The 16,998-nt window shown below is 58.4% G+C and carries 9 protein-coding genes; 2 read left to right on the top strand and 7 right to left on the bottom strand.

Going from position 1 to position 16,998, the window contains the following annotated elements; translation table 11 throughout:
* Positions 1-7: 7 nt before the first annotated feature.
* The 3 genes from HW554_RS02565 to HW554_RS02555 form a co-directional block, all read right to left on the bottom strand.
* The gene (locus HW554_RS02565) at positions 8-1,879 is read right to left on the bottom strand and encodes a M1 family metallopeptidase (RefSeq protein WP_176906781.1); all 1,872 of its coding nucleotides are present in this window, start codon (positions 1,877-1,879) and stop codon (positions 8-10) included.
* A gap of 161 nt (positions 1,880-2,040) precedes the next feature.
* On the bottom strand, positions 2,041-3,228 hold the full coding sequence (locus HW554_RS02560; RefSeq protein ID WP_176906780.1) for a Smr/MutS family protein: 1,188 nt from the start codon (positions 3,226-3,228) through the stop codon (positions 2,041-2,043).
* Positions 3,229-3,364: 136 nt separating this feature from the next.
* Positions 3,365-4,351 (bottom strand): YfiM family protein, encoded by a 987-nt coding sequence (locus HW554_RS02555; RefSeq protein WP_246285072.1) that lies wholly within the window; start codon positions 4,349-4,351, stop codon positions 3,365-3,367.
* 180 nt (positions 4,352-4,531) lie between these two features.
* Here HW554_RS02555 and HW554_RS02550 point away from each other — a divergent pair, with 180 nt between their 5' ends.
* Positions 4,532-7,423: an alpha-amylase family glycosyl hydrolase gene (locus HW554_RS02550; RefSeq protein ID WP_246285071.1), complete on the top strand. Its 2,892-nt coding sequence runs from the start codon at positions 4,532-4,534 to the stop codon at positions 7,421-7,423.
* 206 nt (positions 7,424-7,629) lie between these two features.
* On the opposite strand, the gene HW554_RS02545 is transcribed toward HW554_RS02550, so the two are convergent.
* Positions 7,630-8,481 carry an N-acetylglucosamine kinase gene (locus HW554_RS02545; RefSeq protein ID WP_176906779.1) on the bottom strand — a complete coding sequence of 284 codons (852 nt, stop codon included), beginning with the start codon at positions 8,479-8,481 and terminating at the stop codon, positions 7,630-7,632.
* A 355-nt stretch (positions 8,482-8,836) separates the two neighbouring features.
* Between HW554_RS02545 and HW554_RS02540 the strand changes: the two genes are divergently transcribed.
* Positions 8,837-10,069 carry a T9SS type A sorting domain-containing protein gene (locus HW554_RS02540; RefSeq protein ID WP_176906778.1) on the top strand — a complete coding sequence of 411 codons (1,233 nt, stop codon included), beginning with the start codon at positions 8,837-8,839 and terminating at the stop codon, positions 10,067-10,069.
* 408 nt (positions 10,070-10,477) lie between these two features.
* Here HW554_RS02540 and HW554_RS02535 read toward each other — a convergent pair whose 3' ends face one another.
* The 3 genes from HW554_RS02535 to HW554_RS02525 form a co-directional block, all read right to left on the bottom strand.
* Complete coding sequence (locus tag HW554_RS02535; protein ID WP_176906777.1) at positions 10,478-11,308, bottom strand: SusE domain-containing protein; 831 nt, start codon at positions 11,306-11,308, stop codon at positions 10,478-10,480.
* Between the two features lie 85 nt (positions 11,309-11,393).
* The gene (locus HW554_RS02530; RefSeq protein WP_176906776.1) at positions 11,394-13,052 is read right to left on the bottom strand and encodes a RagB/SusD family nutrient uptake outer membrane protein; all 1,659 of its coding nucleotides are present in this window, start codon (positions 13,050-13,052) and stop codon (positions 11,394-11,396) included.
* A 12-nt stretch (positions 13,053-13,064) separates the two neighbouring features.
* Positions 13,065-16,085: a SusC/RagA family TonB-linked outer membrane protein gene (locus tag HW554_RS02525; RefSeq protein ID WP_176906775.1), complete on the bottom strand. Its 3,021-nt coding sequence runs from the start codon at positions 16,083-16,085 to the stop codon at positions 13,065-13,067.
* Positions 16,086-16,998 lie beyond the last annotated feature (913 nt).

The raw sequence follows: 16,998 nt of genomic DNA, 5'->3' as shown, positions 1-16,998 counted from the left end.
CATCCGGTTACTTCGCCAGCCACACGTTATCCTTGGGGTAGCTGTCGGGCACCAGCGTGGCGCCGAGCTCCATCTGCTGCGCGGCTTTAGTGGTGGGCACGGGTACGGTAACGGTTTTCGTGCCCGACTCCCAGACGCCGATGGTGCGGTGAATTTTCTGGGTTGAGTTATCGGCGAAGGTAACGGTGAGGTCGACCGGCACGGGCTTGGAGCCTTTGGACTCCACTACCACGTCGTAGCCGGTGGCGGTTTTGGTCACCTGCTGGATGGCCAGGTCGGGGTAACCGCCGTCGAAGAACCAGCGTTGCCAGAACCAGTTGAGGTTGCGGCCCGCCCCGGCGTTCATGGCGTTGAAGAAATCGTGGGGCATGGGGTGCTTGCCCTGCCAGTTGCGGATGTAGGTGTGCAGGGCCTTCGTAAACAGCTCGTCGCCGAGCAAATCCTGCACGTAGAGGTAGCCCAGGCCGGGTTTGGGGTAGGAGTTGAGGAAGAACGCCGTGCCCGACTGCTGGGTACTCAGCGTCATGATGGGCACGTCGGCCTCGGTATCAGCCCCGGCGGCGTAGGGCGCAATGCCGTAGTTGTCGTCGAGCTTGGGGTCAATCATGCCCGAGATAATCCACTCGCCCATGGTGGCCCAGCCCTCATCCATCCAGCCGTACTTGGTTTCGTTGGTTCCCAGGTAGAAGGGGAACATGGTGTGGAAGATTTCGTGGACCGTGAGCGTGATGCCGTCTTCGCGGGTTTCGGTGGGGTTGTCGTTCACCATCATCGGGTACTCCATCTGGTCGAGGCCGTCGAAAACGGTTTCGTGGGAGTAGGGGAAGGGCCACTTGGGGAAGGTGTAGCTCATGGCCTGCACCGTCTGGCGGGCAAAGTCTACTACCTCGGCGTAGTCCTTGTGCTTGGGGTTGTACACGGCATCCACCCGCGTGCGGCGCTTGGTGGCCGGGTCGACTACCAGGCTGCTCGACTGCCACACATAATGGTCGGTGGTGGCAAACACGAAGTCGGTCACGTTTTGGGCTTCGAAATGCCAGGTGTTCTCGGGGTTTCTGGTGGTCGTGATGCCGCCTTTTTTCAGGTCAGCTTCGGTGATGATGCTGGTGATGCGGTCCTGGGTTTCGGCTTGTAGCAGGCGCTGGGCAAATTTGGGAGCCAGCACCTGGTTGGCGTTGGTCAGGTCGCCGGTAGCCCACACTACGAAGTCCTTGGGCACGGTAACGTCTACCGAGAAGTTGGCAAAGTCGTTGTAGAACTCCTGGGAGCCGATGTAGGGGTTGCGGTTCCAGCCGTCTATATCGTCATACACGGCCACGCGGGGGAAGAAGTAGGCTACGAAATCGGCGTTGGGCTCGACCTGGCCGGTGCGCATGTGCGAGCCGGCGTTCAGCGTGTAGGCAAACTCCACCGTCATGCGGGCCGTTTGGCCGGGGGCAATGGCCTTGCGGGCCGGCACCACGAGGTTGGTGAAGTTGGGCCGCAGGTCGGTGGCCGGAATGGCTTGGCCGTTGAGCGTGAAGTTGGTGAGCTGCATGCCTTCACCCACATCTTCGGGGCTCATGCCGCTGGCCCGGGGTGCGCCCTTTTGGTATAGGTTGGGGTAAAGCTTAAACCATACCTGCCGCAGCGAATCGGGGCTGGCGTTGCGGTAGGCAATATCGGCCGTGCCGCGCACTTGCCGCGTAACTGGGTCGAAACGAACCTTGATTTTATAGTCGGCCGAATTCTGCCAGTATTTGGGGCCCGGCAGCCCGCTCTCGGCCCGGGTGCCCTTGTCATAAGTGGCCCGGATGGTGCGCGACACCGGCAGCTGCTGGGCCGGTAGCGTGAGGGGCAGCAGTAGGAGGGAAGCGGCGAGAAGCGCGGGGAGTTTCATGCTGGACTTTAGCAATCTTAAAAATCAGATAAATACGAAACCGGCAGAACGCTGTAGGGGCGGGGCTTGCCCCCGCCCGCCATTCGCGCCACCATAACGGTAACCGTTCAACGGCGGGCGGGGACAAGCCCCGCCCCTACAGCGTTCAGTAGCCTGAACTGTTACTTCAGTCGTACCAGCGTGGCGCCGTAGCCAAACTTTTCCTTCATCGAATCCTCGAAGAACTTGATGTCGCGGTTGCGGCTTAGCAGCTTGTGCAGCTCCTTGCGCAGCGTGCCGTTGCCCGAGCCGTGGATGTAGATGATTTCGTGCATGTTGGTGGCCAGTGCGCGGCTCAGCGTGTCCTCGAAGGCTTCAAGCTGGAGCTTGAGGATAGCCGAGTTGCTCAAGCCTTCGGTGCCGCCCTCGGGCTGTAGGGCCTCTAGGTGCAGGTCGATTTCGTGCGATGGGGCTACCAAGGCTTTGGCGGGCTCAGGTGCAGGGGCCACGGCGGCAGGCTTAGCGGGGGCGTTGCCGGTTAGCTGGGCCTTCAGCTTGTCGGCCAGCTGCTGCTTGTCGGTGACGGGTTGCGGCTTGGCGGTGGGCGCGTTGGTTGGCTGCTCGGTTTCGACGGCGGGCAGGGCTACCGGGGCGGCGGGCTTCTCGTCGAGCTGGAACAGGTAAGCTTCCCGCTGGAGCACCGGCACGTTGGGCTGGCGACTGGTATAGAAGCTTGCCGCCTTGAACTGCAGCCGCTTATTTAGCAGCTCGAACGCATCGGGGCTGTTGAACTGGAACGGCAGCAGCTGCACCAGCAGCGCCGGCCACTGGTCGAAATCCTTGAGGTGCCAATGCCCCAGCGCCTCGCTAGCCGACTTGGCTTCCAGCTTCTCGGCCTTCAGGGCCCGGTATTTCTCCCGCTTCTCCTCGCCCAGCGTAAAGAGCACGGTGCGGTCGGTGTGGTTGACCAGATGCAGCGCCAACAGTTCGGGCGACTGGTGGATGAGGGCCAGGTAGATGCCCTTCTGCACCGGCGCGGGCTGGGCTTTATCGGCTTTCAGGGGGGCAGGGCTTTCGCCGGAAGCTGCTGGTTTAGCGGCCGGGTTTTCGGTGGCCATGCCGGCCTTTTTGGCGGCTTTAGCGGCCATGGCGGCCCCGCTGCTAGCGGCTTTCTTCTCCGACTCCACGGCGGCGGCGCTTTTGCCGAACGCCTTGGTTTCCTCGGCCGCTACTACCACAATCTCGCGGCGCAGTACCGGAATGGTGAAGTCATTATCGATGGCTACTTCCACCAGCTCGTCGCTGAGCAGCCGGGTAATGATGCCTTCTTCGCGCCCGGTCAGCAGGCGTACTCGGTCTCCAATATTCATATAGCACAGATGTTGCAGATGGTGCAGATGCCGCAGATTCGTTCTGGCATCTCTCATGGGGGAGGTGTAAAGGTCGCCATTTGCTTACGCAAACTGCGTTGGAATGATGGCCGACCGGCGTTTTCGCTCCGAATTATTACCAGTACAGCCCATGGGCCCGGAAGCCGTGGCGCGGGTTCCACTCCAGGGCCGGGGCAGGGAGGTGGAAGATGCTGAGGGCGTAGAAAACCTTTTTAAGCACCTTGTTGCGGGTCGGGATGCGGCGCAGGTCCACGTCGAGGCTGAGGTAGAACTGGCGGTAGGAGCGCAGGCCCAGCGCGGCGTTGGCCTGCGGGTCGTTGAACACCATCTGCTGGGCCCCGTAGCCCACCGCCGGCTGCAGCCAGCGGGGCCAGCGGTTGCCGGCGGGCAGAAACGCGCCTACATCGGTAGCAAGCCAGTAGGTCTGGCCGTTGTAGTCTTTGAGAAACTGCTCGCCCAGACCGCGGCCCAGCACGTTGGGGCGCAGATCGGCGTAGCGGGTGGTCCGGAATGAGAGCTTGGGCATAATGCGCACCTCGTTCCAGGCCAGCTGCTGGCTTATCAGGCCGGCCGAGCCGAGGAAGTTAGCTGCCAGGTCGGAGGCCGAGGCCCCATAAGCCGGGTCGCGGCCGTCGAACAGCTCGATGGGAGCCTGCAGCACGAAGCCCACGAAACCGCCGTACCAGATAGAGCGGCGGTCGGGCACACCCGCCCAGCGCAGCATATCCACTGCCCCGCGGCTTTCGTGGAAGGCTCCCCAAATGTGCCCGGCCTTATCGAGCTGCTTCCATTGGGGTAGGTCGTTGAACCAGTGGAACCGGCTTTTTTCGCCCGTGTACCAGCTCTTACTCAGCACCAGCATAAGCGCCGAGTACGACACCACCAGCCCGCCGGCCAGCAGCGGCAGCCGCTGGTTAAGCCGCCCCGGCATGGCCGATTGCAGGCTATCGGCCGGGGCCGGAAAACCAGGGGAGCCTGCTGGCTCCGTTACGGCTGTCTCGGTGGTTGCCCGCGGTACCTGGGCCTGTACCGTTCCGGCAAGCAGCGCACTCAGCAAGCCCACGAACAGGCAGGAGCGAAGAGCAGGGAGGGGTGAGGACAAGGGCAGTGGAAAAAATCTGGTTAAATCTACATTAAATGCGGCTATTGACTTGGTGAACCCGCTTGTGCTATTGTATATTTAATGCCCCTTTGTAGTGTAAGGCGGTAAATCAATCCTGATTGTAGATAATACAGCATTGTTCTCCGCTCCTGATTTTTAAAGTTTTCAACCCATTCTCTTATGCGAATACTTCGACTTTTTCTGGTATTACTGGCTTTCGGAGCTGCCAGGCCCGATTCTTGGGCTCAGGTCGTCACTGCCCAGCCCGCCTCGTTCACGGCTGCGCAGGCTGTTACGCTCACCTTTGATGCCACGCAGGGCAATGCAGCACTAGCCAACCTCAGCGGCGACGTGTACGTGCACACCGGTGTCATCACCAACCTGAGCACTAGCCCCTCCGACTGGAAGTATGTGAAGTTCACCAACTTCAACGCTCCCGATCCGTCGGTGAAGCTCACGCGCAGCGCCACCAACCCCAACATCTACACCATTGCCATCACGCCCAGCGTGCGGGCCTGGTACAATGTGCCGGCCGCCGAGCAGATTCTGCGCCTGGCCATGGTGTTCCGCAACGCCGATGGCTCGATTGTGGGCCGTGGCCCCGGCGGCGACATTTTCGTGGACGTGGCCCAGAACGATTTCGACCTGCGCTTCACCCAGCCCAGCGGCCCCGGCCCGTTCGTATTCCCGTTGAATTCGCCCACGCTCGTGAAAGGCACCTCGGTGGTGCCTGCCAACCTGGCCCTGCTGCTCAATGGCACCCAGATTGCCACGGCCACCAACGCCACGGCCATTGAGGCCACCGTAACGCTCACGCAGGCCGGCGCCAACACGCTGCGCCTCACCGCCACCACCGCCACCGCTTCGGCTGCCACCGAGCTGACGCTGCAGACCCGCGAAGCCGTAACAGTAGCTGCGCTGCCCGCCGGTGCCAACCGCAACGGCATAACCTATATCAACAACGGAGCTTCGGCCATCTTCAGCCTCACGGCTCCCAACAAGAGCTTCGTGCACGTTATCGGCGAGTTCAACAACTGGACCGCCACGGCCGCCGGCTACATGAAGCGCACGCCCGATGCTGCCGGCCAGCCCGACAACTCGGTGAACGGCCGCTGGTGGGTGCAGGTAGATGGCCTGACCGCCGGCCAGGAGTACGCCTACCAGTACCTCGTGGATGGTCAGTTGAAAGTAGCCGACCCCTTTACCGAAAAAGTGCTCGACCCCCAGAACGACCGGTTTATTTCGGCCGCTACGTACCCGGGCCTGAAGGCTTACCCGGTCGGCCAGAGCGGCATTGTGTCGGTGCTGCAAAGCAACGTAACGCCCTACGCGTTCCAGAACACGAACTTCCAGCGCCCCAAGAAGGAGGATATGGTAGTATATGAGTTACTGGTGCGCGACTTCCTGGCTGCGCACGACTACAAGACTCTCACCGACACGCTGGCCTACCTGCAGCGCTTGGGCGTGAACGTGATTGAGCTGATGCCGGCCAACGAATTCGAAGGCAACGAAAGCTGGGGCTACAACTCATCGTACTACTTCGCGCCCGACAAGTACTACGGCCCCAAAGACGACCTGAAACGGTTTATCGATGAGTGCCACAAGCGCGGTATTGCCGTGGTGCTCGATATGGTGCTCAACCAGTCGTTCGGCCAGAGCCCCATGGTGCAGATGTATTTCCAGGACGGCAACCCGGCCACCAACAACCCCTGGTTCAACCGCACCGCTACCCACCCCTTCAACGTGGGCTACGATTTCAACCACGAAAGCCCTTTCACCCGCTACTTCAGCAAGCAGGTTATCGAGTTCTGGCTGAAGCAGTACAACATCGACGGCTACCGCTTCGACCTGAGCAAAGGCTTCACCCAGAAAGTATCGAACGACGTAGGTGCCTGGAACCAGTACGACCAGACGCGGGTGGATATCTGGAAGGACTACCACGATTTTCAGGTGAGCGTATCGCCGACCTCGTATGCCATTCTGGAGCACCTGGGCAACAACGACGAAGAAAAAGTGCTGTCGGATATGGGTCTCATGCTGTGGGGCAAGATGACGGATGCCTACAACGAGGCCACGATGGGCTACAACGAAGGCGGCAAATCTAACTTCAGCGGCGGCTACTACAAGCAGCGCGGCTGGAACCAGCCCAACCTGATTACCTACATGGAAAGCCACGACGAGGAGCGCCTGATGTACAAGAACCTGACCTTCGGCAACGCTTCGGGCTCGTACTCAGTGAAAAACCTGTCGACGGCTCTCAAGCGCCAGGAGCTGGCTGCTGCCTTCTTCTTTACCGTGCCCGGCCCGAAAATGATCTGGCAGTTTGGTGAAGTCGGCTACGATAAGTCTATCTTCAGCTGCCCCGATGGCACCATTCCGGTACCTTACCAAACCAACGACCAGTGCAAGCTGGCCAATAAGCCCGCCCTCTGGAACTACTACCAGGAGGCCGACCGTCGCCACCTCTACGACGTGTACCGCAGCCTGATTGCCCTGAAAGTGCAGGAGCCTGCCTTCGAAAATCCCGCCAGCTTCACCCAGAACCTGAACGGGGCGGTGAAAACCCTGCAGCTCTCCGACCCGCGCCTCAACGTGACCATCGTCGGTAACTTCGATGTAACGACGGCCACCGTGGTGCCCAACTTCCAGAGCGCCGGCACCTGGTACAACTACCTGACCGGCGAAACCCTGGTCGTAACCGACCCCTCGGCTTCCATCCCGCTGGCCCCCGGTCAGTTCGCGGTGTATACCTCGCGCAAAATCACGGTGCCCGCCGGCACGGTGCTCAGCAACCGTCGCGCCAGTGCCGCTGCGGTACTCCAGCTCACGGCCCAGCCCAACCCGGCCGGCGCTACGGCCCAGCTTCGCTACGAGCTGCCCCAGGCTGCCACTGTTCAGGTTACGGTAACCAACCTGCTCGGAGCCACAGTACAAACCCTGCCCGCTACCCGCCAGCCAGCTGGCTCGCGGAGCCTGGAGCTGCCCCTGCAGAACCTGGCCAACGGCGTGTACCTAGTTCGGCTGCAAGCCGGCGCCCAGCAGCAGTCCATCCGCCTGATTGTGAACCACTAGGTTTTTTGAGCCGATTGTTTTCTTTAAAAAGCAGGCCCCGTACTCAGTTGAGTACGGGGCCTGCTTTTTAAAGAACGATGTAGGGGCGGGGCTTGTCCCCGCCCGCCGTTGGACGAAATCCGGCTGGACCCGTTCAACGGCGGGCGGGGGCAAGCCCCGCCCCTACATCGTTTCGACAGTACCGTTCCGACGGTTTTTAAAGCAGATTACGCACCTAGTTCTGCTTCGTGGAAAGCTACCAGGTCGTCGATAGGGGAGCGGATGATTTTGCCGACTTCCATGCCATGGTCCTTGGCTACCTGGGCCAGCGCGTCGCGGAAGTTGTAGCCTACCGAGCCGATGCAGTTGAACGTGTAGTCCTGGTAGTTGGGATAGTGGCGAACGATGTTTTCGAAGAACGTCTCGAAGCCCTGCAGCACGATTTCGCGGCAGTAGCTGATGTTGTTGTGGTCGTAGGTGAACTTGGCGAAGCTGGCCAGAAAGCGGTTGGGCAGCGGCTGGTTATACAGCCGGTCCAGAATATCGTCGCGGGTGAGATTGAACTCTTCCAGGAAAATTTCCTGCAGTCCTTCGGGCAGCAGCCCACGTAAATAGTCGCGCAGCAGCCGCTTGCCAATGAACGAGCCCGAGCCTTCGTCGCCCAGAAAGTAGCCTAACGAGTCGACGTTGTGAATGATCTTCTGTCCATCGTAAAGGCAGGAGTTGGTGCCGGTGCCCAGAATAGCACCGAAACCCGGCTTGCGACCTAACAAAGCCCGGGCGGCGGCCAGCAAATCGTGGTCTACGGTAACCGTAGCGTTCGGAAACGTCTGGCGCATGGCGGCGGCCAGCACTTCCGCCTTCGCCGCCGACGACACGCCGGCGCCGTAGTAGTGTACCTGCGTAACGTCGGCCCGGGGCAGGTTGTCGGGCAGGTTATGGTCGAGCGACTGGGCCACGGCGGCCGTTTTCATGAAGTCGGGATTGTAGCCCTCGGTGTTGAAGTACACACGGTTGCCGGCCTCATCGAGTTGGCACCAGCTGCTCTTGGTCGAGCCACCATCGGCAATAAGAATCATATCAGGGGGTGAAAGATGACGGGAAAATCCTGTGGCAGCCAATTTGTGAAGCTGCCGGAACAGGAGCGAAGAACGAAACACGGAAAACTTTTCGGTAGAAAAAAATGCCGCCTGTTCGATTTGTTCCTGTTGCGCAGCCTGCTTTAGGCGTGTCCGTCAGACACCAATGTTTATACAATGGGCTGTTTATGTGTTAAGTTGCTGATTAGCAGTAGGTAAAATATTGATATTTTTTCTTTATAAATACTTCTTTTGCGCGATAAAGTAGTATTTTTATAACGCAAAACCCGGTGTTCGGCTGCTAGCTGATGATCGATTAGCGCAATTTTCACCCACCTTCTTTACTTATTTACTCATGAAGAAACATTTTACTCTCGCAGCTCTTGGGCTGCTCACGGCTGGTGCTTTCTCGGCCCAGGCTCAGGTCACAGTCGACGGCCAACTTACGGCACCTGAACTAACAGCCGGCAATTACGTGCTACTCGGTAAGAGCACTTACTTCACCGGCAACCAAAACGATGGTCGTCCGTTCGGTAAGGCTGGTCTGTTGAGCTTATACGTAGCCAGCACCCCTACAAAGGTCTACATGTTCCTGGGTGGCACAGTGGAAGCTGGTGGCAATGCGTTCCAAATTTATTTGGATATGCCCGGTGTAACCGGCGTACCCACCGCTACTTTTCTACCCGCGGGTACTGCTGGCACCTCGTTCGAAAAAATCAATCGAATTAAACTTGAGCAGGCTGCTGACCTAGCATTGGCTCTACGGAGTGATGGAGCCGCAGTTGCTGGCGTCCAGAACTACAAGATTGAGGCTGCCGTATTCACTTCCGCCACCGCTGTACAGAGCAAGCAATTGACTGTTGAAAATGCTGGCGTAATAGGTAATGGTACCGCCGCTATCATTCCGGCTACCGCAACAACTGGTTCCTATGCTAGTCTGGCTGGTGCCCGCACGGCATACCGCAACACGTCTAGTGGCGAAATAAAAGACAATCCGGGCAATACATCGCCCCAGACGGGGGCTACTTACGGTGGCGTTGGTTCGTTTGGTTGGGAGATTGAGTTGGACCGTGCCGCACTAGGCGCTGCTACGGGAACTCCAACTTTCCGAATTTTCGCTATCCAAAACAACGGTGACGGCGGTTTTGCTTCCGGCGAATTCATTCCGCAGCCTACTGCCCCGTTGCCTACTACTGGCTTGCAGGGGACTAATTTGGGTGGTGCAGGTGCTGGTATGGGTGGTAACGATGTAGACTTTGCTACTATTGCCGGAACCCAAAGCGCTGGCTTCAATCTTGGAGCCACTGGGGTTACGCTTGCTAGCCGCTCGGCCATTGCCAGTGCCCTCAAGTTCGGTGTATATCCAAATCCTACCGTGGGTGAGGCTACGATTGTTTACGCAGTTCCTGGCCAGCAGGAAGTCAGCGTTAATGTGTTTAACTCCCTTGGTCAGCGGGTGCGCTCGGTTGCCGCTGGTCGTCAGACCGGTGCTCAGAAGTTTGGCATCAGCGGTCTGGCTTCGGGCGCGTACTTCGTGAAGCTGCAGGTAGGTGACCAGAGCACCAGCCAGAAGCTGATTGTGCAGTAAATAGCTCCGCTACGCCGACAGTATCCGGATAACACGGTTAACTTAGGTGCGTTGCTCCAAAGCAAAAAAGCCTTCCGCTACCAGCGGAAGGCTTTTTTGCTTTGATAGTCTGTCTTGAAACCAGAAGAATGAGCTGTTATGGAGAACCTGGGATTTGCGCGAGTGATGAAGTCAACCGTCTGTCATACTGAGCTTGCCGAAGTATCTCTACTGCTTCGTCACACTTGTTCAACGTAGCGGTAGAGATGATTCGGCTTCACCGTGCATAAAGCTGTTCATTTGGCACCAGCTTTACTGAGAACAGTACCGGGTACAAACAAAAAGCCGCTGAATTTCAGCGGCTTTTTGTTTGTAGGAATCAGGCGCCACCTGCGTTGGAATAACCGCGGCTGGCGTGTACCGAGTAAACTATTGCTTGACAATGGTCAGGCGGCCGCCGGTAGCAGCGCCCGCAGCGTCAGTCGTTACCTGCAGGCTGATTTTGTAAATACCGTCGGCAGCAATTTTCAAATCACCCCCGCCGAGCGTCAGCGGAATACCTTGAGAGTAGTCGCCCGTTGCACCGCCTAGGTTAACTGCCCAAGCTTTATTACGACGGAACTTAAAATCGCCGACCTTGAGGGCGCGCGTAATCACGTACGACTTCGTGTCGCAGTCGTACGTGAGGTTGTCGTCGGTAGCATTGTCGTCGCTGGGCCAGCCGTTAGCCGCCGGACCTACAATACCCCAAGTGTTGGCGTTGGGGGGCAAACATACCTTGTAAGAGGTGGCAGTGAAGGGCTGAGCCGTAGAGAAAAGAGGCGCATTCGCGGCCAGCTCCGACTTCAGGCGTACTTCCAACTGCGCAGGCTTACCGAACTCTAGGCCCAATCCGTTGAGGGCTGCGTTCAGCCGCTCAACGGTAACCGTTGTGTTCGGGCCAGCACCGGCCTCCAGGTTGGCAGGAGCCGCAAAGTTGTTACCAGCCTTGTCCAGCTGAATGGTATAAGTAACCGGCGGGCTGTACTGAGTGCTGGTGTTCTGCCAGGCTGGCGAAGTGCTGGGCGTCCAGTTGAAGGTAACCGCCTGCTGGGTCGCGTTTACCTGCGTCAGTACCACAGTGTTACTGGAAGTGGTCAGCTGGGGCGCGGCTCCCTGGTCGAGGGTAACCTTGGTTTCGTCCTTTTCGCAGGAAGTTGTCAGGGCCAAACCAGCCACGGCCAGCCACCCTAAAGAAAAGCGGGTAAGAAAAGTGCTCATGGGTTAAAAGAAGAAAGCGGTGGGAAAATAACCCTCATGGGGCCGACACTGTCATAAAAGCGCCGGCCCCAAAAAAGTTCGGTGGCTAGTAGCCTTCGTTCTGTTTCAGGTTCTGGTTAACCGAGAGGTCGGCGGCTGGAATCGGGTAGAGCTTGCGGAAGCTCTCTACAGCCCGACCTGCTGCTACGCCGCCCTTCCAGGGCCATACGTAAGTCGCTGTTACGAAGCGGTCATAGCGGATAAGGTCGGTACGACGGTGACCTTCCCAGTGCAGCTCGCGCGCCCGCTCGTCGAGCAGGAACGTAGAGTTGGGGGCCAGCACCTGGCTCGTAACATCGGCCACCGGGCTAGGCGTGGTGGTCGGCAGGCCAAAGGCGCGGCGTCGGATCTGGTTGACATAGCCAAGGGCTAAGTTTGCGTCGCCCGAGCCACCGCGGCCTACGGCCTCGGCGTAGATAAGCATCATCTCGGCCACCCGGATCATGGGGAAGTCGACACTCGAGAAGTTCTGCGAGCCACCCAGCGCCTGACCACTCGAGCTGACGTTGCGGAACTTAAGCACGCCGAAACCCTGCGAAAACTGCCTTAGGTCGTTGATCTGCAGCGTCTGGCCCTGAGTCCAGAACCGACCCCGACGGTCGAGGGCCGTGTCGGGGAACATGTTGAATAAGGCACTGGTGGTGCGCAGACCCTGCCAGCCGGTGGTCTGGCCCACCTTGCGCTGCCAGTCGGCTGCTGCACCCGTCGAGCCATTTACCAGGAACGTGGTGCCGCCGAAGCTCTGAGTGGTGTTCACGTCGAACACGACTGGCCAGATAATCTCAGTACGGGCAACGGTGGCGTCGTTATCGCCCAGAAACACGCGGCCATAGGCCGAGGCAACCTGGCCGGCCGGAGCTTCGGTCAGCTTGTAGCCGGCATCAATAACGCGTTTAGCCTGGATCACTGCATCGTTGTAGCGGGCCGTGCCGGTGTATACCTGAGCATTGAGGTAGAGGCGGGCCAGCATACCCCAGGCAGCGGCCTTGTCTACGCGGCCGTACTCGTTGGTACGGGCGTCGGCAAAGTTGGCGTCGGCGGCCAGCTCCGTCAGCTCCTTCTCCACGAACGTGAAGTACTCGCTACGGGTGTAGTAAGGAGGCTGGAAGAAACCTACCGGATCGTTCTCGGTAACGAACGGGCCGTTGCCGAACAGGTCCATGGCGTGCATGTAGGCCACCGCGCGCAGGAAACGGGCCTCAGCGCGGTACTTGCGCACGGTAGCCGCATCGTCGGCGCTCAGGCGGGCCGAGAGCTTATCGTCGGCCGACTCGCGCAGGAACTCGTTGCAGATCGAGATTTCGTAGAAAATACGGCTGTACAGGCCCCGGATGAGGATGTTGGAGGCGTTCCAGTTCATGTTGTGCCAGTCCTGCACGCCCGGGTCGTTCCAGGCTACTACGGCCTCGTCGGTGGGCAGCTCCTGGGCGCTCCAGTACTGGCGAATGTAGTCGGAGGTGCCTTCGTCGATACCCCCGATGTCACCGGTGTTGTCACCAGCAGGGCCTACTTGGCCAGTTACGGCAAAACCGGCGTACAGCTTGGCCAGCACCTGGCGGTAGCCCTGCAGATCGGCAAATACTTTGTCGGGCGTCAACTCGAAGCGGGGCTCCTGGTCGAGGTCTTTGGTGCAGGAGGTGCTTCCGGCAGCCAGGGCCAAACCGGCCGAGGCAATCAGCAGCCCGCGAATGATAGATTTTTGCATGGGTGGGGGAATTTAGATGCCGAGGTTGAGACCAAACGTGAACGTGCGGGCCCGGGGGTAGAAGTTGTTGTCGATGCCGCCCGAGATTTCGGGGTCGATTCCGTCGTACTTCGTAATCAGGAATGCATTCTGAACTGCTGCGCTCAACCGAAGGTTCGCCTTGTCGTTGAACAACTTACCTACATTGTAGCCGAGCGTAATGTTTTCGGCCCGCAGGAAGGAAGCATTCTGCAGATAGTAGTCGGAAAACGCCTGCTGCGTAGTAAAGCCGGTATTGTAAATATCACGCGGCATGTTGGTTACGAAGCCGGTCGAGCTGTTGGCATTGGCGAAGTTAGCTAGGTTGGCCGCCACACCATTGTATACATAATTGCCGACGTTGGCGCGCAACAGCATGCTCAGGTTCAGCTTGCGGTAGCCTACCGAAGGCGTGAAGCCTAGCGTCAGGCGCGGAGCGGGCTGCTTGTAGCGGTAGAAATCAGTTACATCAGGTGTTACCGTGCCGTTGCCGTCGCGGTCGACGAACACGCCCTGCAGTGGCCGGCCGTTAGCGTCGTATACCTGCTGCTGCGCATAGAACGAGTTGATAGGGAAGCCAACAGTATTAATCTGGATGTTGGCACCCGTACGACCCGGAATGCCGCCCGTTTCGTAGCCATTGAAACCAGATTGCTGCCGACCCAGATCGGTAATTTTGTTTTCGTTGTAAGCCAGGTTGAAGTTCAGATCCACGTTCCAGTCCTGCGAGCGCACGGCCGAGCCATTGATGATGAACTCGATACCGCGGTTGCGCAGCGAGCCAATGTTGGCGTCGAGCCGGTTGGTGAGGTTACCGCCGGCAGGTACAATTACGTTGGCCAGCAGGTCGGTGGATTCACGCTCGTATACATCAATGGCACCCGTGATGCGGTCATCGAACAAGCCGTAGTCGAGGCCCAGGTTCCAGGTTGTGGTGGTTTCCCAGCGCAGCTGGTTGTTGTAACCCGATGGGCGGGCGGTAACAACGGGTTGCCCACCAAACTGGTACTGAGCGGCGGCATTGCCGAATACGTAGCGGGGCAAATAGTCGTACACGCCCCCGATATCCTGCTGGCCGGTGCGGCCATAGCCGGCGCGCAGCTTCAGCTCCGAAATGGTGGTGTTGTCGGCCAAGAAGTTCTCGCCCTTCAGGCGCCAGCCCAGGCCCAGGGCCGGAAACCAGCCGCTGCGCTTGTCACCCAGAAAGCGCGAGGTGTTATCGTTCCGTACGGTAGCCGTAAGCAGGTAGCGGTCCTTTACATTCAGCGTAGTACGGCCGAAGTAGGAGAGGAGCACCAACTTGGAATAGTAGCCCGGCACGGTATTCTTGTCGAGAGGGTTAACCAGAGTGGTCCGGTCGAAGCGCCGGGCCAGGAAGTTGTCGCCTTTGTTTACGAATTTCTGGTACGAGTAACCGCCCTGCACATCGAAACGGGTGTCGCCAAAGTTGCGGCCGTAGGCCAGGTACGTTTCCAGCAACTGCATAATTTTGCGCTGGTTGAACTGGGTGTAACGGCCGTTCAGGTCGGCGTTGCCAATGGCTTCGGGGTTGAAATTGCCGAAATCGGTGGGCTGGTTGGTGGTCGAGCCCTCGCCCTTCGACACATCGGTGCCCAGGTTGAGGTTGGCCCGCAGACCTTCCACGAACGGCAGCTTATAATCGAGCTGCACGTTGCCAATCAGGCGGTCGACGGTGCTGATGTTACTGGTGTTGCGTAGCGAGGCTACCGGGTTGCCGGGGGCCAGGCCCAGCGGCGTACCAGAGGGCTGCAGGTACTGGAAGTAGCCGCCGTACAGGCCGTACTGCTCGCCGGTTCCAAACACGGGCTGAGTGGGGTCGAAGAGCACAGCCGCACCCACCTGGCCGTCATCAATAAAGCGGTTGTCTACTCGCGTACCCTTGGCGTTCACGTTCACCTTTAGCCGGTCGTTCAGCAATACCGGCGAGAGGCTGATAGAGCCCGTGTTCCGCTTCAGGTTATTGGTGATGACGATGCCGTCCTGGTTGAGGTTGCCGTAGGAAACGCGGAAGGGCAGCTTGCCCACCGAGCCGGTCAGGCTGATGTTGTTGTCGTAGGTGGCGGCGGTGCGGAAAATCTCGCTCTGCCAGTTGGTATTAGCCGTGCCCAGCGTGGCGGCCTGCGAGGCCGAGCCATTCTCCTGAACGATCTGCCGCAGCTCATCGGCATTCAATACATCGTACTCTTGGAAGCGTCGCGAAACCGACGTCTGCGACGACAGGTTAACCGTTAGCTTTTCGCCCGGCAGGCCAGTTTTCGTGGTTACCAGAATAACGCCGTTGGACGCCCGGTTGCCATAAATGGCCGTGGCCGAGGCATCTTTGAGCACCGTCACCGACTCGATGTCGTTGGGGTTGATGAGCGAGAGCGGGTTGCTGGCACCCGAAATGCCGCCTTTGTCCACGGGCACGCCATCAATCACGTACAACGGGTCGTTGTTGGCATTGAGCGAGGAGTTGCCACGGATACGCACCGTGGAGGCCGCGCCTGGAGCGCCGCCGCCGGTCGTGATGCTGACACCGGCAATCTTGCCCTGCACCAACTGCTCGGGGTTGGTTACCTGCCCCTTCACAAACTCCTTCTCCGACACGGTTGCTACCGAGCCAGTTACATCCTGCTTGCGCTGGGTGCCATAGCCCACTACTACTGCCTCGTTGAGTAGCGTCGTGTTTTCCGATATGGTCAGGGCGGGTACGGCCGTATTCTGGCCGGCCGTTACGCTGATGGCTTTGCGCTGAGTAGAGAAACCTACGAACGAAATAACAAGCGTCTGCGGACCAGTGGGGGCGTTCTGAATCAGGAACGTACCATCGCCATTGGTCGAGCCACCCAGGGAGGTGCCTTCAATCAGCACCGTTACGCCCGGCAGGCCTTCGCCTTTCTCGTCGAGCACCCGGCCGCTGACCGTACCAATTCCCTGCGCATAGGCACTGCTGATGCCTGCGCCTGCGCACAGCAGTGGCAGTACCACTTTCGCCAGATAAGGGTTTTTCATGTGAAAATTATTAGAGGTTGAGATGAGGTTGTCCGCTCTCGGACGGAATGGGAATTTTTGGATGACGACCCCGGCTATAAATAGTTAGCCGGCGTAACAGCTTCATGTGCACAACAAGGTTGCTGAAGGTGGCACATACGGCTACCAGAACACACAGAAACACCGCAAGATAAACTTCTCCGCATCATAAATCTGTGCTATGCAGGGGCCAAAACGGTTTAGTTATAATTGCATTTTAAGGTATCTGCCTGTTTAGGGGTCGAGCGGGGGGGAGCCTGAGCCACCGGCAGACCCTTGCTAACCTAGGGTTGCAACACTGGTTTGGTGCGCGAACGTACCTGAAATCAACCTGTTCACAAGGCTATAGTCCGGAGTAGATCGGGTACTAAGAAGGATAGAAGTAGGTGCTGTGTTGCTTGTATTTGCCAGATAATAGCTTCCAGGTAGCAAACAGGTATCGTATTTCGCCAAAAACAGCAAGCATATGTATAATTAGGCGTGATTTGCTAATGACATTAATGCTGTATTGATGGATGCGACATCATTAAAACACCCGAAGCCGTTCAAGAACCTTCAGAGTTCGATGGGATATAGCAAACAGAGGAAAAGTTTAAGTCAATACAGAGGTGGCTGGATGCTTCGAAAAAGAAGGTGTTTAACCTACTTCATTTGTACATAACCTAGGATTTTGCGGATGGTGCCTATTATAGCTGTCTGGGCCCAGGTGAACAGATGTAGCCGATATGGCCAGCCGGCAAAGGTGAGAACTTACTCACCCTTGCTACGCGCTTCCGGCCGGCCCTGACAGATGCATTTTCCCGGAAAAATGCAGGACGCCGAAACGCCCCAAAACACTATAATCAGCTAGTTCACTTCCGTACTGTTCGCCTCTTTTGCTACCCACCGATTCAGG

Origin of the sequence: Hymenobacter lapidiphilus (genome assembly GCF_013377885.1) — a bacterium.
In the GTDB taxonomy this organism is placed as follows: Bacteria; Bacteroidota; Bacteroidia; order Cytophagales; family Hymenobacteraceae; genus Hymenobacter; species Hymenobacter lapidiphilus.
Note: the sequence above shows the minus strand (reverse complement) of the source record. Positions and strands in the feature narration are given on the sequence as shown.